Annotated in this window: 24 protein-coding genes; 12 read left to right on the top strand and 12 right to left on the bottom strand. The window is 66.0% G+C overall.

Features of this window, described 5'->3' with window-relative positions:
* Window positions 1–67: 67 nt before the first annotated feature.
* The 8 genes from ACZYVJ_RS10675 (at window position 68) to ACZYVJ_RS10640 (ending at window position 6450) form a co-directional block, all read left to right on the top strand.
* A complete protein-coding gene (locus ACZYVJ_RS10675; RefSeq protein ID WP_463832940.1) occupies window positions 68–1234 on the top strand; it encodes an acyl-CoA dehydrogenase family protein in 1167 nt (388 codons plus the stop codon).
* Between the two features lie 52 nt (window positions 1235–1286).
* Window positions 1287–2120: an enoyl-CoA hydratase/isomerase family protein gene (locus ACZYVJ_RS10670; protein ID WP_463830971.1), complete on the top strand. Its 834-nt coding sequence runs from the start codon at window positions 1287–1289 to the stop codon at window positions 2118–2120.
* 4 nt (window positions 2121–2124) lie between these two features.
* A complete protein-coding gene (locus ACZYVJ_RS10665) occupies window positions 2125–3279 on the top strand; it encodes a thiolase family protein (RefSeq protein ID WP_463830970.1) in 1155 nt (384 codons plus the stop codon).
* Between the two features lie 127 nt (window positions 3280–3406).
* Window positions 3407–4066, top strand: coding sequence for a TetR/AcrR family transcriptional regulator (locus ACZYVJ_RS10660; protein ID WP_463830969.1), 660 nt, complete (start codon window positions 3407–3409; stop codon window positions 4064–4066).
* A complete protein-coding gene (locus tag ACZYVJ_RS10655; protein WP_463832939.1) occupies window positions 4030–4524 on the top strand; it encodes a hypothetical protein in 495 nt (164 codons plus the stop codon). Before ACZYVJ_RS10660 ends, ACZYVJ_RS10655 begins: the two co-directional genes overlap by 37 nt.
* A gap of 152 nt (window positions 4525–4676) precedes the next feature.
* Window positions 4677–5948: a cytochrome P450 gene (locus ACZYVJ_RS10650; protein ID WP_463830968.1), complete on the top strand. Its 1272-nt coding sequence runs from the start codon at window positions 4677–4679 to the stop codon at window positions 5946–5948.
* Window positions 5945–6133, top strand: a complete 189-nt coding sequence (locus tag ACZYVJ_RS10645) for a ferredoxin (protein ID WP_463830967.1) — start codon at window positions 5945–5947, stop codon at window positions 6131–6133. Before ACZYVJ_RS10650 ends, ACZYVJ_RS10645 begins: the two co-directional genes overlap by 4 nt.
* 32 nt (window positions 6134–6165) lie before the next feature.
* A complete protein-coding gene (locus tag ACZYVJ_RS10640) occupies window positions 6166–6450 on the top strand; it encodes a DUF1330 domain-containing protein (protein WP_067165397.1) in 285 nt (94 codons plus the stop codon).
* A gap of 3 nt (window positions 6451–6453) precedes the next feature.
* On the opposite strand, the gene ACZYVJ_RS10635 is transcribed toward ACZYVJ_RS10640, so the two are convergent.
* The 7 genes from ACZYVJ_RS10635 to ACZYVJ_RS10605 all read right to left on the bottom strand — a co-directional run bounded on the left by ACZYVJ_RS10635 (window position 6454) and on the right by ACZYVJ_RS10605 (window position 12600).
* A complete protein-coding gene (locus ACZYVJ_RS10635; protein WP_007777398.1) occupies window positions 6454–6654 on the bottom strand; it encodes a ferredoxin in 201 nt (66 codons plus the stop codon).
* Between the two features lie 10 nt (window positions 6655–6664).
* Window positions 6665–7870: a cytochrome P450 gene (locus ACZYVJ_RS10630; RefSeq protein ID WP_463830966.1), complete on the bottom strand. Its 1206-nt coding sequence runs from the start codon at window positions 7868–7870 to the stop codon at window positions 6665–6667.
* Between the two features lie 112 nt (window positions 7871–7982).
* On the bottom strand, window positions 7983–8783 hold the full coding sequence (locus tag ACZYVJ_RS10625; RefSeq protein ID WP_463830965.1) for an NAD(P)-dependent oxidoreductase: 801 nt from the start codon (window positions 8781–8783) through the stop codon (window positions 7983–7985).
* Between the two features lie 7 nt (window positions 8784–8790).
* Complete coding sequence (locus ACZYVJ_RS10620; RefSeq protein WP_463830964.1) at window positions 8791–9606, bottom strand: NAD(P)-dependent oxidoreductase; 816 nt, start codon at window positions 9604–9606, stop codon at window positions 8791–8793.
* Complete coding sequence (locus ACZYVJ_RS10615) at window positions 9606–10499, bottom strand: alpha/beta hydrolase (RefSeq protein WP_463830963.1); 894 nt, start codon at window positions 10497–10499, stop codon at window positions 9606–9608. The genes ACZYVJ_RS10620 and ACZYVJ_RS10615 overlap by 1 nt, the downstream gene beginning before the upstream one ends.
* A 7-nt stretch (window positions 10500–10506) precedes the next feature.
* A complete protein-coding gene (locus ACZYVJ_RS10610; protein ID WP_463830962.1) occupies window positions 10507–12162 on the bottom strand; it encodes a thiolase C-terminal domain-containing protein in 1656 nt (551 codons plus the stop codon).
* A gap of 114 nt (window positions 12163–12276) precedes the next feature.
* Window positions 12277–12600 carry a hypothetical protein gene (locus ACZYVJ_RS10605; RefSeq protein ID WP_463830961.1) on the bottom strand — a complete coding sequence of 108 codons (324 nt, stop codon included), beginning with the start codon at window positions 12598–12600 and terminating at the stop codon, window positions 12277–12279.
* Between the two features lie 182 nt (window positions 12601–12782).
* Between ACZYVJ_RS10605 and ACZYVJ_RS10600 the strand changes: the two genes are divergently transcribed.
* From ACZYVJ_RS10600 to ACZYVJ_RS10590, 3 genes are read left to right on the top strand one after another with little or no spacing between them, the layout of a single operon-like run.
* Complete coding sequence (locus ACZYVJ_RS10600; RefSeq protein ID WP_463830960.1) at window positions 12783–13703, top strand: NAD-dependent epimerase/dehydratase family protein; 921 nt, start codon at window positions 12783–12785, stop codon at window positions 13701–13703.
* 11 nt (window positions 13704–13714) lie between these two features.
* Window positions 13715–14458, top strand: a complete 744-nt coding sequence (locus tag ACZYVJ_RS10595; protein WP_463830959.1) for a hypothetical protein — start codon at window positions 13715–13717, stop codon at window positions 14456–14458.
* Window positions 14459–14470: 12 nt separating this feature from the next.
* Window positions 14471–15427, top strand: coding sequence for an LLM class F420-dependent oxidoreductase (locus tag ACZYVJ_RS10590; RefSeq protein ID WP_463830958.1), 957 nt, complete (start codon window positions 14471–14473; stop codon window positions 15425–15427).
* Here ACZYVJ_RS10590 and ACZYVJ_RS10585 read toward each other — a convergent pair whose 3' ends face one another.
* The 3 genes from ACZYVJ_RS10585 to ACZYVJ_RS10575 are packed head-to-tail and all read right to left on the bottom strand — an operon-like array spanning window position 15428 to window position 18229.
* Window positions 15428–16603 carry an acyl-CoA dehydrogenase family protein gene (locus tag ACZYVJ_RS10585; protein WP_463830957.1) on the bottom strand — a complete coding sequence of 392 codons (1176 nt, stop codon included), beginning with the start codon at window positions 16601–16603 and terminating at the stop codon, window positions 15428–15430.
* 28 nt (window positions 16604–16631) lie between these two features.
* A complete protein-coding gene (locus ACZYVJ_RS10580) occupies window positions 16632–16928 on the bottom strand; it encodes a ferredoxin (RefSeq protein ID WP_463830956.1) in 297 nt (98 codons plus the stop codon).
* Window positions 16925–18229, bottom strand: coding sequence for an NADH-ubiquinone oxidoreductase-F iron-sulfur binding region domain-containing protein (locus tag ACZYVJ_RS10575; RefSeq protein ID WP_463830955.1), 1305 nt, complete (start codon window positions 18227–18229; stop codon window positions 16925–16927). The genes ACZYVJ_RS10580 and ACZYVJ_RS10575 overlap by 4 nt, the downstream gene beginning before the upstream one ends.
* 36 nt (window positions 18230–18265) lie before the next feature.
* On the opposite strand from ACZYVJ_RS10575, the gene ACZYVJ_RS10570 reads away from it, so the two are divergent.
* Entirely contained in the window at window positions 18266–18739 is a 474-nt protein-coding gene (locus ACZYVJ_RS10570; protein ID WP_463830954.1) for a hypothetical protein, read from the top strand.
* Between the two features lie 5 nt (window positions 18740–18744).
* On the opposite strand, the gene ACZYVJ_RS10565 is transcribed toward ACZYVJ_RS10570, so the two are convergent.
* Both ACZYVJ_RS10565 and ACZYVJ_RS10560 read right to left on the bottom strand, forming a co-directional pair.
* Complete coding sequence (locus ACZYVJ_RS10565; protein ID WP_463830953.1) at window positions 18745–19611, bottom strand: alpha/beta fold hydrolase; 867 nt, start codon at window positions 19609–19611, stop codon at window positions 18745–18747.
* A 15-nt stretch (window positions 19612–19626) separates the two neighbouring features.
* Window positions 19627–20025: a Rieske (2Fe-2S) protein gene (locus tag ACZYVJ_RS10560; protein ID WP_064951195.1), complete on the bottom strand. Its 399-nt coding sequence runs from the start codon at window positions 20023–20025 to the stop codon at window positions 19627–19629.

Here is a 20025-nt window from a genome sequence, read left to right as displayed (position 1 = left end):
GCCACGGGCCGGCACCCAAAGCTGCTGCATTTCGATCGAAGGAGACTGAGCAGTGCCCGGCGCTGGAATGAACTTTGAGCTGACCGATGACCAGGAACTGATTCGTCGGTCAGTGGCGGAGCTGGCGCGGAAATTCGACGACCAGTACTGGATGGAAAAAGACCAGGCGCACGAGTTCCCGACCGAGTTCTACCGCGCCATCGCCGATGGGGGCTGGCTGGGGATGACCATCCCGACCCAATACGGCGGTCACGGACTCGGGATCACCGAGGCGACGATCCTGCTCGAGGAGGTCGCCAAGTCCGGCGGCGCCATGAACGCCGCCAGCTCGATTCACCTGTCCATCTTCGGCATGCAGCCGGTCGTGGTGCATGGCTCCGATGAGCTCAAGGCCCGTACGTTGCCCGCCGTCGCGACCGGCGAGGTGCACGTCTGCTTCGGTGTCACCGAACCCGGTGCCGGGCTTGACACTTCGCGTATCACCACGTTCGCCAAGCGCGACGGCGATCGCTACATCGTCAACGGTCGCAAGGTCTGGATCTCCAAGGCACTGGAATCCGACAAGATCCTGTTGCTCACCCGGACACAGAGCTACGACGAGGTCACCAAGAAGACCGACGGGATGACGCTGTTCCTCACCGATCTCGATCGGAGCCGCATCGACATCCGCCCGATCCGCAAGATGGGCCGCAATGCCGTCAGCTCCAATGAATTGTTCATCGACAATCTCGAGGTGCCGGTCGAGGACCGAATTGGCGAGGAGGGCAGGGGCTTCCAGTACATCCTCGACGGCCTGAACCCGGAGCGGATGCTGATCGCGGCCGAGGCTCTCGGCATCGGGCGGGTGGCGCTGGAAAAGGCGGTGAAGTACGGCAACGAGCGCGAGGTCTTCGGCCGGCCCATCGGCATGAACCAGGGCCTGCAGTTCCCGCTCGCCGATTCACTGGCCCGCCTCGACGCCGCCGAACTGATGCTGCGCAAGGCCACCTGGCTTTACGACAACGGCAAACCCTGTGGGCGCGAGGCCAATACGGCTAAGTATCTCTGCGCCGACGCCGGCTTCGCCGCCGCGGACCGGGCGCTGCAAACCCACGGCGGCATGGGGTACGCCGAGGAGTACCACATCACGCGATACTTCCGCGAGGCCCGGCTGATGAAGATCGCGCCGGTCAGCCAGGAGATGATTTTGAACTTCCTGGGAGCCAACGTCCTGAAGTTGCCGAGAAGCTACTGATGGCCACCGCCGGTGGACGGCGTCCTGGCGATCTGACGCTCGTTCGACGCCGATGACCACAACCGATGACCCCGTGCTGCTCTCGGAAGACCGCGACGGGGTGCGCACGCTCACGCTCAACCGGCCACGTCGCAAGAATGCAATCAATCCGGAACTGTGGCTCGCCCTGCGAGACGCGCTCGATGCCGCCGGTCACGATCCGGGCGTGCGCGCTCTGGTGATCACCGGTTCCGCGGGCAGTTTCTGCTCCGGCGCGGACATCTCGGCTCCCGAGGACATTCACCCGAAGTACAAGTTGCAGCGGTTGACCGACGTGGCGCTGGCACTGCACGAGCTGTCGGTCCCCACGATCGCCAAGGTGACCGGGGTGGCCGTCGGGGCGGGGTGGAACCTGGCGCTGGGCTGCGACCTGGTGGTGGCCACGCCGGAATCGACGTTCTGCCAGATCTTTTCGAAGCGCGGCCTGTCGATCGACCTCGGCGGTTCCTGGCTGTTGCCCAAAATCGTTGGCCTGCAACAGGCCAAGCGGCTCGCGTTGCTGGCGGACACGATAGATGCCGAGGAGGCTTGTGCCCTGAACCTGGTGACCTGGATGGTGTCGGCCGTGGAAATCGACGCCTTCGTCGCGGATCTCGCCCACCGGTTGGCCGCCGGTCCGCCGATCGCGCTGGCCCACACCAAGGCGTTGTTGAACGAGGGCGCCGACCGCACCCTGCGTGACGCGCTGGCCAACGAGGCCCGCGCGCAGGGAGTCAACTTCGCGACGGCAGACACCGCCGCGGCCTATGCCGCTTTCGCGCAGCGGCGGGAGCCATCGTTTACTGGTCGGTGGGCTCTATCAAAATCTGGTGTGGACCCAAGTTCGGGCGAGAAGCAATCGGAGTAGAGATATGCGTGAAACAGTCATCGTCGAGGCCGTGCGTACAGCGGTCGGGAAGCGCAACGGTGCGCTGTCCGGCATGCATGCCGCCGACCTCTCCGCGGTCGTCCTCACCGAACTCATCGAACGCACCGGCATCGGTCCCGACGTCATCGACGACGTGGTCTGGGGCTGCGTGTCCCAGGTGGGCGACCAGTCCAGCAACATCGGCCGCTACGCCGTCCTGGCCGCCGGTTGGCCCGAGACCATCCCCGGAACCACCGTCAACCGCGCCTGCGGGTCCAGCCAGCAGGCGCTGGACTTCGCCGTGCAGGCGGTCATGTCCGGACAGCAGGACGTCGTCGTGGCCGGTGGGGTCGAGGTGATGAGCCGCGTTCCGCTCGGTTCGGCCCGGGCCACCGGTATGCCGTATGGCCCGAAAGTCCTTGCCCGCTATGACGATTTCTCCTTCAACCAAGGCCTGTCGGCGGAAATGATCGCCAAGAAGTGGGGATTCTCACGCACCCGGCTCGACGATTTCTCCGTCGAATCCCACGAGCGGGCCGCCGCGGCGCTGGATCGCGGCGCATTCACCGAACAGATCGTGCCGGTCTTCGTCGATGGTGCCGACAACAACGTCTTCACCGCCGACGAGGGGGTGCGGCGCGGCAGCACCGTCGAGAAGCTCGGCACGCTCAAGCCGGCGTTCGCCGAAGACGGCGTGATCCACGCGGGCAACTCCTCCCAGATCTCCGACGGGGCGGCCGCGCTGCTGGTGACCACCGCCGAGATCGCCGTCGAGCTGGGCCTGACGCCGATAGTGCGGTACCTGGCCGGCGCGGTGACCGGGGCGGACCCGGTGCTGATGCTCACCGGCCCCATCCCGGCCACCGAAAAGGTGCTGAGCAAGGCCGGCGTCGCGCTGTCCGACGTGGGCGTCTTCGAGGTCAACGAGGCCTTCGCGCCGGTGCCGCTGGCGTGGCTGGCGGAGACCGGGGCGGACCCGGCCCGGATGAATCCGCTGGGCGGCGCCATCGCGCTGGGGCACCCGCTGGGCGCATCCGGCGCGGTGCTGATGACACGCATGGCGCATCACATGCGCGACAACGGGATTCGTTATGGTCTGCAAACCATGTGCGAGGGCGGTGGGACCGCCAACGCCACGCTGGTGGAGCTGGTGAGCTAGCGGCAGCGGCCTGACGCGCCCAAAAAACGTGCACCACGTGACCCTTGTCACAGCGGCCAAACTAACCTACTGTGTGTTCACTAGGTTAGTTCTCCGGCGTCGCTGCAACGTGAATTGAGGGGGTTTGGTGCCCGTCGCACGGCGATACGACACGCTCCTCGCCAAGGGTGAGGACCGCAAACAGCGGATTCTCGACGTCGCGCAACGGCTGCTCACCCGCAACGGCTGGCGCAGCACGACGCTCGCCCAGATCGCCGGGGAAGCCGGGGTCACTCCCGCGGGGCTGCTGCATCACTTCGAATCGAAAGAGCAGCTGCTACACGCGGTGCTCGACGCCCGCGACCTCGATGACGACACTCACGCCGATCGGACCGGTGACCTGTTCGACCAGATCGCCGCGGTCGCGGACCGTTTTCACCGGGCGCCCGAACTGGTGGGCACGTTCACCGTGCTGCTGGTCGAGAACATCCTTCCCGAGGCCCCGCTGCACGACCGCATGCTGGCCAGGCACCGGGCCGCGACCGATATCGTCGCCGATCTCATCCGTCGCGGTCAGGCGGACGGCCGGTACCGCGAAGACATAGACCCCGCCGTCAAGGCAATAGAAATCCTCGCCTTCGTCCACGGAATGGAAACGACATGGTTACTCGATCCTTCGATACCGCTCGCCGACGCGTTCAAGCAGTACGCCGAGACACTGGCGCGGGATTTCGCGCCCCCGAAGAAGTCCGAGACGACACGAGGTACCGGCTGGACGTCGTCGCCGCCACCGTCCTCGACGTGGTGAGATTCGCCGGCGGCTGGATCTTCGACCGGTCTATGGCGGGGTGGGACGTGACCGTGCTGGTGGCCGACCACCCGGACGACCGGCCGCTGCAGATCGTCGGCGCCCAGGTGCTCGACCTCGAAGAGGCGTTGGCGTCGGTGCAATCGCGGCCCCGTCCGCAGGCCCTGGCCGCCGCGGCGGACCTGTTCGGCTGCGACGCGCGAGTGCGCCAGGGCGTGCTGCAGGCCCTCGATCACGGCGTCACGGAGGTCACGCTGTGGGGCGAGAGCTGGCCGTCCGAGCTCGATGACAGCGTCGGCCTGGTGCAACACCAGCTGAGCATGGCGGCGCAGACGTTCAAGTCCCAGGCTTTGGCGGCCGCGGCCGCACCGCACGCCCCGATCGGTCACGTGGAGACCTTCCGCAGCGGGCTGTTGGCGTGGCCCTCGGTCGCCGCGGACCTCGTCCCCGCCAGCTAGCCGGCGGGGCCGGGAACCGCGCGACCACAACGCCCGGGCGCGTTTTGACGTCGGGCAGGGGTCCCGTCGTTGACGGCCACCATGGCGTGTGAAAATGTAATACTCAACCGCGAGAGGCGCGTTCTCACTAGCCGAGATTCAAGGAGCAGGAGATGGCGAACGAATTCTCCGAGTTGGACTTCTTCCGCGGCAGCGAGCTCATCGAGAACCCGTACCCCTACTACGAGGCGCTGCGCGAGCGCTGCCCCGTCACGCGGGAGAGCCATCACGACGTCACCATGATCACCGGTTGGGACGAAGCGTGCGCGGTGCTCAACGACGCCGAGACGTGGTCGTCGTGCATCTCGGTCACCGGCCCCTTTCCGGGTTTTCCGGTGCCGATCGAGGGTGACGACATCACCGAGCTCATCGAGCAACATCGCGACGAGCTGCCGTTCAGTGACCAGCTGCCCACGCTCGATCCGCCGACCCACACCAATCACCGCTCCCTGATGATGCGACTGATCACCCCCAAGCGCCTCAAGGAGAACGAGGACGCCATGTGGGTGCTCGCCGACCAGGCGCTCGACGACTTTCTCGCGCCGGGGCACGGCGAGTGGATCAAGGGCTTCGCGGGCCCGTTCACGCTGCTGGTCATCGCCGACCTGCTCGGAGTGCCGATGGAGGACCGCGACAAGTTCGTCAAGGGCATCGCTGAGCACGCAGGCGGCGGCATCGGGGGCACCAAGGGATCCCTGTCCCACAGCCCACTGGAATTCCTTTACGGCCTGTTCTCCGACTACGTCCGCGACCGCCGCAACGAACCCCGCGATGATGTCCTGACCGGGTTGGCCACCGCGACGTATCCCGATGGCTCGATTCCCGACGTCGAAGACGTGGCTCGCGTCGCCGCCAACGTCTTCTCCGCGGGCCAGGAGACCACCGTTCGGCTGCTGGGTGCGTCTTTGCAGACGCTGGGGGAGCGCCCCGACATCCAGGCGCAGTTGCGCAAGGATCGCAGTCTGATCCCGAACTTCATCGAGGAGTCGCTGCGCCACGAGAGCCCGGTCAAAGGTGACTTCCGGATGAACCGGGTACCCGTCAACGTCGGTGGCGTCGACCTGCCCGCCGGCACCACGGTGATGATCGTGCAGGCCGCCGCCAACCGTGATCCGCGCCGGTTCGAGGATCCCGCCACGTTCGATCCGGCCCGCAAGAACGCCCGCCAACACATCTCGTTCGGGCGCGGCATCCACAGCTGCCCGGGCGCGCCGCTGGCGCGGGCCGAAACCCGGGTGGCGATTGAGCGGTTGCTCGACCGCACGACGGACATCAGGATCGATGAGAAGGTTCACGGGCCGGCGAATGATCGCCGCTACCAATATGTTCCGACGTACATCCTGCGTGGCCTGACCGAACTGCACTTGGAGTTCACACTGCCATGAAAGTTTGGGTAGACGACCAGAAGTGTCGCGGTCACGGCATGTGTCTCACGCTGTGCCCCCACGTGTTCAGCCTGACCGAGGACGGTTACGCCGAGGCCATAGATTCCGACGTTCCAACGGAATTGGAGGCAGCGGCCCAGGAGGCAATCGAATGCTGTCCCGAGCAGGCGATCAGTGAGAAGTAATCAAATACACGGGCGAGTAGGGAGATTCCGCAGTGGCTAAGGGCTATGTAATCCTCACCGAGGCGATCAAAGACCCGGAAGGCATGAAGGCGTACGCCCAAGCCGCCGGATCGGCGATGAGTGGCGCGACCATTCTTGCGGTCGACACCGCACCCAAAGTCATTGAGGGCGACTGGCACGGCGACCAGACCGTCGTCCTGGAATTCGAGTCGGTGGATGCAGCCCGGGCGTGGTACGAGTCCGAGGGCTACCAAAAGGCAGCGAAACTGCGGCAGTCGGCGGCCGACTGCAACGCGGTCATCCTCTCCGGATTCTGATCGCTACTCTCCGACAATGGAGATCGCCTGCCGAGGGCATTGACGGACGGCCTCGCGCACGTCGGCCTCGTTCTCCGGGGTGACCTCTTCCTGGTGGACCGTCAGCATGTCGTCGTCGCCGAGCTCGAATATGTCCGGGTTGATGCCCATGCAGACGCCGTTGCTCTCGCAGAGTCCCCAATCGACTTCGATCTTCTTCGTCACCGTGACCCCCTTACCGAAGCACCTTGACGGGCACGTTCTTCCAGCCCGCGACGTTCTGCATCTTCACCCGTTCGCATCCCGCCCAGTCCACCTCGTAGCGCGGCATGAAGTCGAGCAGCCTCTCCAGCGCGATCCGGCTTTCCAGGCGGGCCAACGCGGCGCCGAGACAGCTGTGGATCCCATACCCGAGTCCGAGGTGCTGCGCCTCGGTCTGGTCACGTTCGATGTCGAATGTCTCGGCGTCGGTGAACGCCTCCGGGTCGCGGTTGGCCGCGGCGCCGCAGAGGAATACGGGCTTGCCCGCCGGGATCACGCCACCACTGACGTGGGCCTCTTTCAGGGTGTAGCGGACGTTGTACTGCACCGGACCCTCGTAGCGCAGTAGCTCTTCGACGGCCCCGGGAATCTTGTCGCGGTCCTCCTGCAGCTTCTGCCACTGGTCAGGGTGGTTGGCGAAGATGACCGCCGCGTTGCCCATCAGTTTGGTGACGGTCTCGGCGCCCGCGCCGCCCAGAAGCGTTGCGAATCCACAGATCTCGATATCGTCGAGCTTGCGCAGCTCGCCGTTTTCGCCGGGGATCTCGGCCGCGATCAGCCGGCTGATCATGTCTTCCTGCGGCTCCTGGCGCCGCTCCTGGACCAGGCTGAAGTAGTACATCGCCGTGTCGATGTTGGCCTGGGCGCCGGCTTCGCTGACCTCGATCTGCCCCGGCTCGTGATGCAGGCTGGTGTCGATCCAATGGCGAACCTGCTGGCGGTATTCCTCCGGCACGCCGGCCATCCGGGTGATGACCTCTACCGGGAACGGCCCGGAGAAGTCCTGCACGACGTCGAAATTGTTCGAGTCGACGGCGCCGAGGTACTTGTCGATCACCTCGATGATCGTCTCGCGCTGCGATTGAATGGCCCGTGGAGTGAACGCTTTGTTGAGCAGGCTGCGCATGTGGCGGTGCTCCGGCGGGTCCATGAAGATGATCGACTTCTGCTCGGGGGCGAGGCCCCGGCGCACCATCGCCAGGTCGCAGCCGCGCGCCGACGAATATGTCTCGAAATCCTTGAACGCGGCCGCCACGTCTTCGTGACGGGTCAGCGCGTAAAAGTCCTCCTTCTCGTCGTAATACAGGGGCGCGTCCTCGCGCATCCGTCGATAGATGTCGAACGGATTGTTGAAGAAGTCCTCGGAGTACGGATCGAAGACGACCTTCGGTTTTGTCACTGAATCCTCCTCAGCGGCGAGGTCGGGCTGAAACCTTTACAGCGGAGTCCCTGACTGTAACGGTAACGGTAATACCTTCGTGACGAACCGGAAAGACCAAAACGCTGGTATTTCAAACCCTCTTCGCGATGTCGATCTTCTCGATGGCCTCATCCAGCGCACCCAGGCCGCCGCCCAGCTCCGCGGCGATACCGCGGACGACGGCCACGTCTTTACCGACGAAGTCGCCGGCGACCTCGATGAACGACGCGACGGAACCGCCTGCCGCGACGAGGGCCAGCACGCGGCTGGTCGCGCTGCCGTGCTGCAGGGCGGTCAGCAATGTCGATTCCGGAACGCCGAGCCGCTCTCCCAGTCGGATTGACTCGGCAAGCATCCCGATCTGCGCGGCGAACAGCGCATTGTTGACGAGCTTGACCTTCTGGCCGGCGCCGGTCGGCCCGACGTGCAGGACGGGATCTCCGTAGCAACCCAGCAGCGGTCGCAACCGGTCAACCGCTTGGTCGGTGCCGCCCACGAACAGCGTGAGCCGGCCGGCCTCGATGTCGTGTGGGCCGCCGCTGACCGCGGCGTCGACGACGTCAACGCCGTCGGCGCGCTCGGCGATGGCCTCGATGGTGTTCGGATTCGCGGTGGTGTGTACCACCAGTACCGAACCGGGTGGCATGGTCGGCAGCAATCCGCTGTCCAGACAGACTTGCCGCAGCTGCTGGTCGGTGAAGACACAGAGCACCACCACATCGGCGTACGCACCGGCCTCGGCCGCGTCGTCGACCGCCCGCGCGCCCAGTTGCTCGAGTTCGCGGCGCTTTTCGACGGTCCGGCCCAACACGTGGACGTCGTGACCGGCCGCCACCAGACGGCCCACCATGGGGCGACCCATCCGCCCCGCGCCGATGAATCCGACCCTCACCGGACTCTCATCGGGGATGGTCCATCATGGCCAGCGCCGCGTCGGCCGCTTCGAGCACGGCGCCGCCGCTCGCCCCGACCTGACTGGCGAGGTCGACCACCAGCCGGACATCCTTCTGCAGCAGCCCTCCCGCGACACCGGCCAGCCGATCCAGCCCGCCGATACCGCCGAGGGCGTTGAGCGCGAAGCTGTTTCCACTACTGCGCGAGACCACCTCGGTGAGACGGTCCGGCTCGACGCCCAGCTCCTTGGCCAACGACAAGGCGGCGGCCGCCGTGGCCACGTTGGCGGTGAACAACAAGTTGTTGAGCAGCTTCGTGGTTTGTCCGGAACCCAGCTCACCCAGGTGAACGACCGGATCGGCATAGGTTTCAAAGACCGGCCGGCAGCGCTCGACGACGTCGGTATCACCGCCGACCATCACTAGTAGCCGGCCCTCGGCCGCCGCGACTCCCCCTCCGCTGACCGGCGCGTCGATGACGGAAACGCCTTGCGGGGCGGCCTTGTTCGCAAGCTCTCGGCAGGTGCTCGGGTGCACCGTGCTGTGCACGGCGATGACGCTGCCGGTTTGCATCGTCGTCAATAATCCGTTTTCGCCGCAGGCGAGATCGTCGATGTCGGCATCGCCGATCACGCAGAGGCAGACCAGATCACTGGCCGCGGCCAGTTCGGCCAGAGACCCGGCGACTTTCGCCGGGGTGTCGGCGAACGCGTCGAGGGCCTCCGGTCTGCGCGCCCACAGCGTGGTGGGGTACCCGCCCTCGGCGATTCGCCGCGCCATGGGCCCGCCCTGGCTGCCCAACCCGATGAATCCGACGCGCATTACCCTGCCTCCAGATCGGATTCTGCGTTCGCTGCGCGCTCAGCCACGCATTCCTGTACGAACTCAAGAACTTTCGAGTGGTAGTCGGGGGCGGCGTGGCTGAGGCTGATGTTGTGCCCGGCGTCCGGTTGTCGATGTACGACGAACCGCGGCGCCCCGGTGAATAGGGCGCCGATCTCGCTCACCGCCGCATCGTCGGTCTGCCAGACCTTTTCGTGCTCTGCGATGCTGAAGTGCACTGGGACGCGCACGGTGGGCGCGAGCTCCGGAAAAGTCTGTCGCGCCCAGTCCGAGACCATCTGGTCTTCGTAAGACGGAGCCGAAGGCGACACCGTAGCACCGCCGAGGACCTCGGGCGGATAGAGCTCCTCTGGGCTCCACAGCAATTCGCGCATGCCCGACGGGCGGCGTTCGCGAGTAGCGGTTTTCAGTATTTCCTTGGCCGCGGGATGGTAGTGCCGGCCGGTGCCCGCGAGTTCGATGCCGAGCAGGTCGGCACCCCGAGCATCGGCGGCCAACCGTATCGTCAGCTCACAACCACCCGAATGGCCCCACACGAATATGCCTGCACCACGGGGTCGTTCGCCGAGGATGCGGTCGACAGCACCGTAAGCCAGGTTGACGCGCTGCTCGCCGGAGGCCATGGCTTCCGGATAGGGCGCCGAGCTGCCATAGCCGGGCCGATCCAGGGCCACCACGCTGAATCCGGCCGCCGCGCCGGTCCGGGCGAGGGAATACGACGGATGGCCGGGGCAGTCGAAATACATTGCGGTGGTGCCGCCCCCGTGAATCGCCACGATGACGGCCTTGGGGTCTTCGGCTTCGGCGACCAACGCCGACATCGGTACCCCGTCCACGATCACCAGCCGGGGGCGGGGTGCCGCACTGCTCATCCTTGCCTCATTCCGGAGCCCGCAGCAGGAGCACGCCGCTGGGAGTGAGGCCGCCGCTGCTGACCACACCGACGCGGGCGTCGGCGACCTGGCGGTCACCGGCTTCGCCGCGCAGCTGGGTGATCGCCTCGTGCAGCAGTCCCATGCCGTGGGTGCGGCCGTGCGAGAGTTGGCCGCCGTGGGTGTTGAGGGGCAACAGGCCGTCGCGCGCAATGTTCTTGCCGCCGTCCAGGAATTCCTTGGCCTCACCGATTCCGCAGAAACCCAGCGCCTCGATCCAGGACAGGCAGTTGAAGGAAAAGCCGTCATAGAGCTCGGCCACGTCGACATCCGCCGGCCGCAGCGAGGTGCGCGTCCACACATGTGCCGCTTGGCCCAGCACCTGCGGCTCGTGGGTGAGAGTGCTTTGGTCCCAGTCGAGTCGCTCGACGATCTGGGTGCCCACCGCTTCCACCAGCACCGGCGGCTTGGCCAGGTCGCGGGCGGCGTCGACGGCCGAGACGATGACGGCGATGGCGCCGTCGCACGGCACGTCGCAGTCGTACAGCCCGAACGGCGTGGTGATGGGCCGCGCGTTGAGGTAGTCCTCCATCGTCATCGGCGTCCGGTAGATGGCGGTCGGGTTGAGTTCGGCGTTGGCGCGCTGGTTCAACGCGATCCAGCCCAACGTTTCCTTGGTGGTGCCGTACCGGTGAAAGTGCCGCTGCGCGTTCATCGCCAACGTGTGTGCCGCTGACGTCGCGCCGAATGGCATCTGCCAGCCCGACATTCGGCCCATCGACGGGGTGATCTTGCCCTGCTTCATCAGCTCGCCGTTGGTGGCTTCCCACAGCGTGCGGAAGCACAGCACGTGACGCGCCAGCCCGCAGGCGACCGCGAGCATCGCGGCGATCACCGAGCCGCCCGGGCCGAACGTCTCCATGGCGCCGTTGTGCCAAGTCGGCCGAATGCCGAGCGCGCCCTCGAGGGCGGTGGTGCCGCCCTCCCCGAAGCCGCCGACATTGATCGCGCCGGGGTAGGTGGACAGGCCGTCGATGTCGGCGTAGGTCAGGCCGGCGTCGGCGATGGCCGCTTCGCACGCCTGCACCGTCAGCGCCAGCGGCAGCTGCATCAACCGGCGACCGATCGGCGACGCGCCGATCCCGGTCAGGGCGACCTTGTCCTCGAATTTCTCGACGGTCAGCATGGGTCGCACGTGCTCGCCGAACCGTTCCGGCGCGATCTCGTCGGCAGGCAGAGCGGCGGGCTCGGCGTCCGGGACGGGCCGAAACAGCGGAAACCACACGTCCTCGACGTGCTCGAAGACGACTTCGACCTGTTGGCCGAGTTCGAGCTGATCGGGATCGCTTTCGACGATGTTGGTGGTCAACCGAACCCGGGGGTCCTCGGCGATCGCCACCTGCGCGATCACGTAGGGCGCCGGCAGCCCCGGCAGGCTGAATCGCTCGTTGATGGTGAATCCGGCGAGCGTCGCCCGGCCCGAGACGGCGCGCACACCGATGCCGCGGGACCGGCAGTATCGACACACGGGCGCCGGCGGATGGATCAGGGATTCGCAGGATTTACATTCCTGCAGCCGTAGTTTTCCGTCGGCACCCGAAGTCCAGAAGAATTCGTTCTCCTGCGTGACCAGGGGCAATGGGCGGCCGGGTGCTGCTGACACGTCACCTCCGGTGCGTCGCGCGGCCAATACGGTAGGGCCGTTATACGAATCGGAGAATCACGTTATCACTTTCGAGCAGGCGCGATCTAGACCGCGCCTGCCGTGCGAGCGCCGTCAGTACGGCACCCAGGTGCCGACGATATAGGTACCCCATTGGTGAAAGCCGGCATTCCACATCGGTTCGTTCGGTGACCACCAAGGCCGCGGCGGAGGCGGCGGCGGCACGTCCTGTGCGGCGAATGGCGGGGCGTATGCCGGTGGAGCGGTGTACCACGGCGGCGGCGCCGGTCGTGGTTTGCATTCAAACGTCGACACATTCCACGACATGTTGCGATCGCATTCCGCCGAGCTGATTCCCGGCGTGGAGATCACCGCCGTCGCCATCCCAACGAAGGCACACCCGATGACGACTGTCAGACGACGTACAAACCACCTCATGGTGGGCCTCCCGTTGGGGCCATCGTGACCTTGGCTGTCTCAGCTTATTCCGCTGCTACCGCCACGACTAGTGACGAACATCCAGAAGCGACGCCGCACGGCGTCTGGCTTCGTGGCATTCCCCTGCAAGCGGGAGTTATGCTCCATGGGCGGTATCAAGTACTTAACATTCGGAGGGCTGGTTGCTCGACGCGGAGAAGATCCTGATCACCGGGGCGACGGGCAAGATCGCATTTCCCATCGCGCGTGCGCTGGCAGCGGGAAACGAGGTGTGGGGCGCCGCTCGCCTGAAAGATCCCGCAGGCCGGGAAAAACTTGTGGACGCCGGGATCACGCCCGTGGCGCTGGACGTCGGCGCCGGCGACTTCTCAGCCCTCCCGGACGATTTCACCTACGTCTTCCATGCGGCCGTAGACCCGGGCACCGACGACTGGAGCCGCTGCGTTGAAACGAACGCGCAGGCATCCGGCGAATTGCTCTACCATTGCCGCGCCGCAAGGGGTTTCGTCTTCTGCTCCACCGGCTCGATTTACGCTTACCAGGGCCGGCGACCGCTGACCGAGACCGATCCGCCGGGGGCGCCGCTGCGGGCGAACTACAGCTTCTCCAAGGTTGCCGCGGAAGCGGTGTGTACCTGGGTCGCCAGGCGCTACCGGGTTCCGCTGACCATCATCCGGATCTGTTCGACGTACGGCCCCCAGGGCGGTGCGCCCGCCGACCGTCTCGATGCGATGTTGGCGGGCAAGCCCATTCGGCTGCATCCCGACAAGCCGAACAATTACAACCCCATCTATGAAGACGACTATGTGGAGCTGGGCATCCGCGCGATGGAAGTCGCCACGACACCGCCCGTCGTGGTGAACTGGGCGGGCAGCGAAACCGTCAGCGTGGAGGAGTACTGCGCCTTCATGGGTGAGCTGGTCGGTGTCGAGCCGATCTTCGAGTACACGCCCCAGGCGCACACCCCGCTGTGGCCGGACGTCACCCACATGCACGACGTGCTCGGCCGGACAAAGGTGCCCTGGCGTGAGGGATTCCGGCGCATGGTCGCGGCCCGCCATCCCGAAATCGCTCTGCCCGAGCACGATTCGACGAGATCCTGAGGACCAACACTATGCATCTTCCCGGCACGCCATCGGACGAGGTCCCCGAGATTCTTGCCACCGGGGGTGGCCAGATCACCACGCTGTTCGTCTCCATGGCGCTCCGCCACCCCGACGGGAAGGACGTCGAGTACCTGCGCTGGCACAGCCTGGACCACCGCCCGGAGCAACACCGGCTGGCAGCGGTGCGCGCCTCCTTGCGCCTGGTGTCCACCCCGGCCTGCCGTGCCGCACGCGCGCTCAGCGACGGGCCGTTGGACGCGGTCGACCACGTGATGACGTACTTCTTCACCGGCACGGCCGGATTGCAGGACTTCAATGAACTGTCAACGGCATTGGGGAATGCCGACCGTAAACTCCCGCTGCTGCCACCGGTGGAGCGTGGCGTGTACGAGGTGCAACGCAAAGCCGCCGCGCCGCGCGTGCGGGTCGGGTCGGACGTCTTGCCCTGGCTGCCCGTGCGGGGCGCGTTCGTATTGGTCGAGCGGGGATCGGCGTCGCCGAACCCGCTGCTGGAGGTCGACGGTGTCGCCGGTGTCTGGTCCGCGTTGTCGCGCCGGGTCGACGCCAGCCTGGCGAGTGCCCGAGAGAACCAGACGATCACCTATTGCTTCCTCGATGACGATCCCATCGCCACCGCCGAACGGCTGCGCCCGGTGCTCAAGGCCCGCTGGGCCGAGCCGGACATCGAAGCATTATTCGCCGCACCGTTTTTCGCGGTCGTGCCATACGAGTGGGATCGATATGTGCCATAGGGAAGGGGTCGCGTGCGCATCGGCTTGATGGTTGGTTCCGATAAGGAGCGCTCGCGCGCCGATCGGCTTGCCGGGCTGATCGACGACGGTGTCGCCGCCGAAGGCGACGGATTCACCGCGTTCTGGATGCCGCAGGTCCCCGGCTACCTCGACGCCATGACCGCGGTGGCCCTGATCGGGCAGGCGACCGGTCACATCGAGATCGGAACGGCCGTCGTTCCGATTCAGACTCGCCATCCGATGATCATGGCGCAACAAGCCTTGACCACCCAAGTGGTGTGCGGCGGACGGTTCACGCTCGGCATCGGACCCTCGCATCACTGGATCGTCAACTCGCAACTGGGATTGCCCTATGATCGTCCGGCACGCCTGATGGGTGACTACCTCGCGGTGCTCGACGCGGCCTTCGCCGGGCCGGGGAATGTCGACGTCGACAACGAAAACTATTGTGTTCATTCACCCGTCGACGTCACGGACTCCTTCGAAATGCCGGTGCTGTTGTCGGCGCTCGGGCCGACAATGCTGCAACTCGCGGGCGAGCGATGCGGGGGCACCATTCTCTGGATGGCGGACGAGCGTGCAATCGGAGACCACGTCGTTCCGCGCATCACTGCGGCGGCCGACCGGGCCGAGCGGCCCGCGCCGCAGATCGTCGCCGGCGTTCCCGTTGCGCTCTGCTCGAACGGCGAGACAGACGATGTTCGCGGCTACGCCAATGAGGTGCTCGGCCACGCGGACTTCTCGCCGAACTATGTGCGGCTGCTGCAGCACGGTGACGCCGAAGACGTCGGCGACACCATGGCGGCCGGCGACGAGACGGCCGTCCTGGCGCGGCTGAGCCGGTATCGCGACGCGGGCGTCACCGACCTGGCGGTGCGAATCGTGCCGCTGGGCAACGACATCAGCGAGCGGACCAAATCGCGACGCCGGACCCAGGAGTTCCTGTCGTCCCTGTGTCCCGCTCTGTGATCAGCGCGAGGGAAGCCCCAGCACACGCTGGGCGATGATGTTGCGCTGGATCTCCGACGTGCCGCCCGCGATGGTGCCCGCGTAGCTGCTGATATAGCGCGCGAACCAACTGGCGGTGAAAAGGTCAGGCGCGTAAGGGTTATGCCGGGCCGTGAGCATATTGTCGGGTAATCCGTCGACCCCGGCCGCGTCCAGCGCGTGCCGCAGCGCGCTCTGCTCGGCCTCCGAACCGAATACCTTCAGCACGGACAACGCGGCCACGTCTACTTCACCGCGGGCCGCTCGGCCCAGCGCGGCCGAGCCGAGCAGCCGCAGCGCGTAGTAGTCCATCACGATGGTGGCGTAATGGTCCGCGTTCACCTCATCGGCCGGCCGGTAGTCCTCGAGCAATTGCTCTAGCCGGTTCGCGAAGGTCATCCACATCAGGGTGCGCTCGTGGCCGAGCGAACCGTTGGCTACCTGCCACCCGCCATTGAGCGGGCCGACCAGATTCCCCGCGGGCACCCGGACATCGGTGAAGAACACCTCGTTGAAGTCCAGCTCGTCGCGGTCATAGACCGAGGGGAAGGGGCGACGCACCACCCCGGGAGTGTCGGTCGGAATGAGGAGCGCGCTGATTCCCTTGTGCCGAGGCACGTTTGGGTCCGTCCGAACGAAGGTCAGAATGACGTCGGCGTCATGGGCGCCGGAAGTCCATACCTTCTGCCCGTTGACCACGAACTCATCGCCGACCAACTCCGCCTTCGTGCGCAGCCCGGCGAGGTCGGAGCCGGCTCCGGGTTCGCTCATTCCCAGCGATGCGGTCTTCTCGGCTCGCAGGATCGGGACGGCCCAACGCCGCTTTTGCTCCTCGGTGCCGAAGGACAGCAGCGACGCCGCGATGATGCCGACACCTTGGGGATTGAAGCAGTGATAGATCCGGCGCCGTGACAGCTCCTCGCGATGCACGAACTGCTGCAAGATGTTAGCGTTGCGGCCGCCGAATTCCGGTGGGTTACCCGGCAGTAGCCACCCGTGGTCGAACTGAAGCCGCTGCCACCGGCGCGACCACTCGGGAACGTGCGAGGTCGACGAAGGACGCTCCGCGGCTTGAGCTTGCGTCGGCAGGTGTTCGGTGAGGAAGCTGACGAACTCCGCGCGGAATGCCTCTACGTCGCTGTCAAAGGTGAGTTGCACGGCGCTGCTTTTCCGGGCGAGGACGCGCTCAGCGCGTGAATCCCCACTCCGCCTCGTTCTCTTCGGTTTTGAGGTGCTCGGCCGGATCCTCGGTGTCGGCGAGTGGCGGCGCGGACGCGCGCGAGGTGCGCTGACCGATTTCGGTGATGGCGTGCACGGGGCAGTCGAGCAGCGCCCGCATGACCGCGTCGTGATCAGGCTCGGCCACCGTGCCGTCCCCGATGAGGGATGCGTAGCCCCAGTCATCCAGCGAGAAGTATCCCGGCGCGTGCTTGGCGCAGATGCCGAAGCCGTCGCAAATGGTGCGGTCTAGACGGATTTTCATGCTTGCCTCACAGGTTCCGCCTCATAGGGACGGTCCGCGCGGAACGGGCCCGGCGTGCAGTCCGGGCACGTGCCGTCGAGATGCGCACCGACTTCGTCCGGGAACTGATCGAGCAGGCTGGCGGCAACGTTGGTGGCGGCATCGAGCGTCGCGCACGCGCCGCGTCCACGCAGCAGCACCGACCAACGGCGCAACCGTTCGACATCTTCGATCGTCGCGACGCCGTCGCGCAGCGCCCCAGCGGCCGCGGCCATGGCCGCCGTTCCGTTGAAGCACGATCCGCATTGCCCGGCGTTTTCGCGGTCGAAGTATGCGAGCACCGATGCCGCCACCGCAACGGGGCAGTCGTCGGTGATCACCGAGATCGCGCCGCAGCCCAAACCGCTGCCGATACGTCGCATCGTCTCGTGGTCCAGGGTTGTCTCCAACACGGAGCGGTTGAGCAGACCGGCGAAGTAGCCGCCCATCAACGCCCCGCGCACCTGGTCGGCTGAAACACCGTGCAAAGCAAGCAAATCGGTGAACGCCAAGCCGTGGGGGAGTTCGTAGAGGACCGGCGGCTTACCGGCCCCGGTGATGGTGGCCAGGAAGGTGCCGGGCGACAACGTCGTGCCTTGCGACCGGTAATCGGCCGTGCCGTGGCCCTGCAGGTAGGGCAGGTTCGCCAGCGTCTCGACATTGCTCACCAGGGTGGGCCGGTCGTCGACTCCCGCTTCGAAGGGCCGCGGCGGTTTGTCGGTCGGCTTGGCCGGGCCGCCGTTGATCGCCCGAACGGCGGCGGTCTCCTCGCCGGCGACGTATCCGGGCTGCACGGTGAGCATGTCGATCGTGACGCCGAGCGCGTCGGGATCCGGCTCGCCGAGCGCGGATTGGACGCTGTGCGCCGATTCCGGGTCGGACACGTAGATGAAGGCGCGGTCAGCGGCGACGATCGTCGCGGCGAGCCGCAGTCCGTCCAGGACCAGGTGTGGGCGATTGCGCAGCAGCCAGCGGTCTTTGACCGAAGCCGGCTCTCCCTCTTCACCATTCGCGACGACGACGGGAACGCCTAGCGAGCGTCCGTTGTCGCGCACCGTCCGCAGCTTCACCGCAAGGGGAAACGCCGCACCTCCGCGCCCGACCAGGCCACTGGAATCGATTTCTCTCAGGAATTCGTCGGGGTCGGCCAGCGGCCGGTAGCCGCCGAGCTTGCGATAGGTTGCCAGATCTTCCCGGGCGTTGCCGGTGTGCTCAGTCAACAGCCGCGGCGTGCATCCGGGGATGGTCGCGGTGGTGATGGTTGTGGACTCGGTGGTGTTCAAAGCTGGCCTGTCATCGTCTTAGTTAAGCTTGCGCCCATGCGAACTGCGGTGGTGCGTGTGAACGTCGACCCGGACAGCGTGCTCACGCCCGCACAACTACGTGACGGCATGGCGGCTCTCCTCGAACTCGTGGCGCCGGCAGGTGCGGACGTGGTCGAGAACGACTTGGTGTCCATGCCCGCAAGCCGCCGCGAAGTCGAACTGCTCATCGCGGCCGACGACGGCGACACGGCCAAAGACACGGCGATCGGATTGTGCGCCAGCGCGTTCGGCGGTGCTCCCGTTCCGGGCGTGATCACGTTTGTCAGCAGGGGGACCGACGACGACGCGCACGGGGTCTTGTCCGCATTCGGGTTGACCGGTGACATCGAGCGCACGCCCGGCGATGACGGATTCGACGTCGTCCATGTGACGCTGCGGGAGTCCGACCTCGAGCGGATTCCGGAGAGCCGGGTACACACGGCGCTGGAGGCGTCGCTCAACTGTGAGGTTCACATTCACACCGTGTAGCGCCATCACGAGCCCAGGAATTCGAGAATCGCGGGTGCCGCCTGCACCCAGGTGTCGAACATGTTGAAGTGTTGCACTCGGCCCGCGGCGCGGTCTTCGGACGCGCGCTCCCAGGCGTCCTCGGGCCACGGCGGATCGATGAGCTTTGATCCCTTGATCAGGCAGCTGACTTCCAGCGACGTCCGCTTCGGGTGGTCCATGTCGTTCTCGCCGCCGCGAATGATCAACGTGGGAACCGTGATCCGGTCGAACATCTCGTCCTCGACGCCCGGAATCGTCTGCCCCGGCTTGGAGACGAAGGCGTTGAGCCAGCGCAACATCAGCTTGAGGAACTCGCCGGAGTCGAAGTCGAGGAAGCGCTGCTTGTTGTTCGGGTTCTCCTCGATGCGCTCGCGCCATTCGGCCACCTTCATCACGCCGTCCATGCCGGTGCCGCGTACCGCGAGGATGCTGGGGATGATGTAGAAGGAGCCGAGCACGAAGGTGCCGTAGGTGCCGCCGACGATGTTCCACACCACGAGCTTGGTGACCATCTCGGGGTAGAGCATCGTGGTCAGCATGGAATCCCTTGCCCCGCCGGAGCCTCCGGCCAGAATGCACCGCTCGAAGCCAAGGCCGGTCACCAGCTTGTGCAGCGTCTCGGCGCGCATGTGCGACTCGCTCTGCCCGTAGAACTGCACATCGGAGGCGCCACAGTTGGGCCGGTCCCACAGCAGCACCCGGTAGCCACCGGCGGCCAGCGCATCGGCCAGCGGACGTAGGCCGGGGATCTCCTTGCTGAACCGGCCGCCCGGAGTCAGGGCAATGAGATCGCCAGAGTCACCGAGGATTTCGTAGACAACATTTCCCCCGTTGATCTCGATAGAAGGCACCCGAATCTCCTGTAGTTAGGCCTGAACCAAAACGTCGTTGCCGACGACGCGCACCGGGTAGGTACGGATACTCCATTCGGGCTTGACCGCGGTGGTGCCCGTCGCCAGCTCGAAACCCCATTGGTGCCATGGGCAGTAGATGTATTCCAGATCGCGCACCATCACGGAGTCACCCGGCGCGCTCTCGTCCACGATCGTGCGTCCCCGGGCTCGTCCCGAACACAGCGGTCCGCCTTGGTGGGGGCAGTAGTTCGCAATGGCGTAGAAGGTGCCGTTGACGTTGTAGACGCCGACCCCGTGCCGCCCGATCGGTACCAGTTTGTGTGTGCCCGGCGGGATTTCGTCTACGGTTGCGACTACATGCTCGCGGCCCTGGGCAAGACGTGGCTCGGGCCGTTTGGTTTCCTCCGTCAA

Source organism: Mycobacterium sp. IDUB_3, from assembly GCF_055419585.1.
Note: the sequence above shows the minus strand (reverse complement) of the source record. Positions and strands in the feature narration are given on the sequence as shown.

Coding starts and splice junctions, on each gene's coding strand:
- ACZYVJ_RS10675 (WP_463832940.1), top strand. CDS start 68: ATGAACTTTGAGCTGACCGATGACCAGGAACTGATTCGTCGGTCAGTG.
- ACZYVJ_RS10670 (WP_463830971.1), top strand. CDS start 1,287: ATGACCACAACCGATGACCCCGTGCTGCTCTCGGAAGACCGCGACGGG.
- ACZYVJ_RS10665 (WP_463830970.1), top strand. CDS start 2,125: ATGCGTGAAACAGTCATCGTCGAGGCCGTGCGTACAGCGGTCGGGAAG.
- ACZYVJ_RS10650 (WP_463830968.1), top strand. CDS start 4,677: ATGGCGAACGAATTCTCCGAGTTGGACTTCTTCCGCGGCAGCGAGCTC.
- ACZYVJ_RS10645 (WP_463830967.1), top strand. CDS start 5,945: ATGAAAGTTTGGGTAGACGACCAGAAGTGTCGCGGTCACGGCATGTGT.
- ACZYVJ_RS10620 (WP_463830964.1), bottom strand. CDS start 9,606: ATGCGCGTCGGATTCATCGGGTTGGGCAGCCAGGGCGGGCCCATGGCG.
- ACZYVJ_RS10615 (WP_463830963.1), bottom strand. CDS start 10,499: ATGAGCAGTGCGGCACCCCGCCCCCGGCTGGTGATCGTGGACGGGGTA.
- ACZYVJ_RS10605 (WP_463830961.1), bottom strand. CDS start 12,600: ATGAGGTGGTTTGTACGTCGTCTGACAGTCGTCATCGGGTGTGCCTTC.
- ACZYVJ_RS10595 (WP_463830959.1), top strand. CDS start 13,715: ATGCATCTTCCCGGCACGCCATCGGACGAGGTCCCCGAGATTCTTGCC.
- ACZYVJ_RS10580 (WP_463830956.1), bottom strand. CDS start 16,928: ATGAAAATCCGTCTAGACCGCACCATTTGCGACGGCTTCGGCATCTGC.
- ACZYVJ_RS10570 (WP_463830954.1), top strand. CDS start 18,266: ATGCGAACTGCGGTGGTGCGTGTGAACGTCGACCCGGACAGCGTGCTC.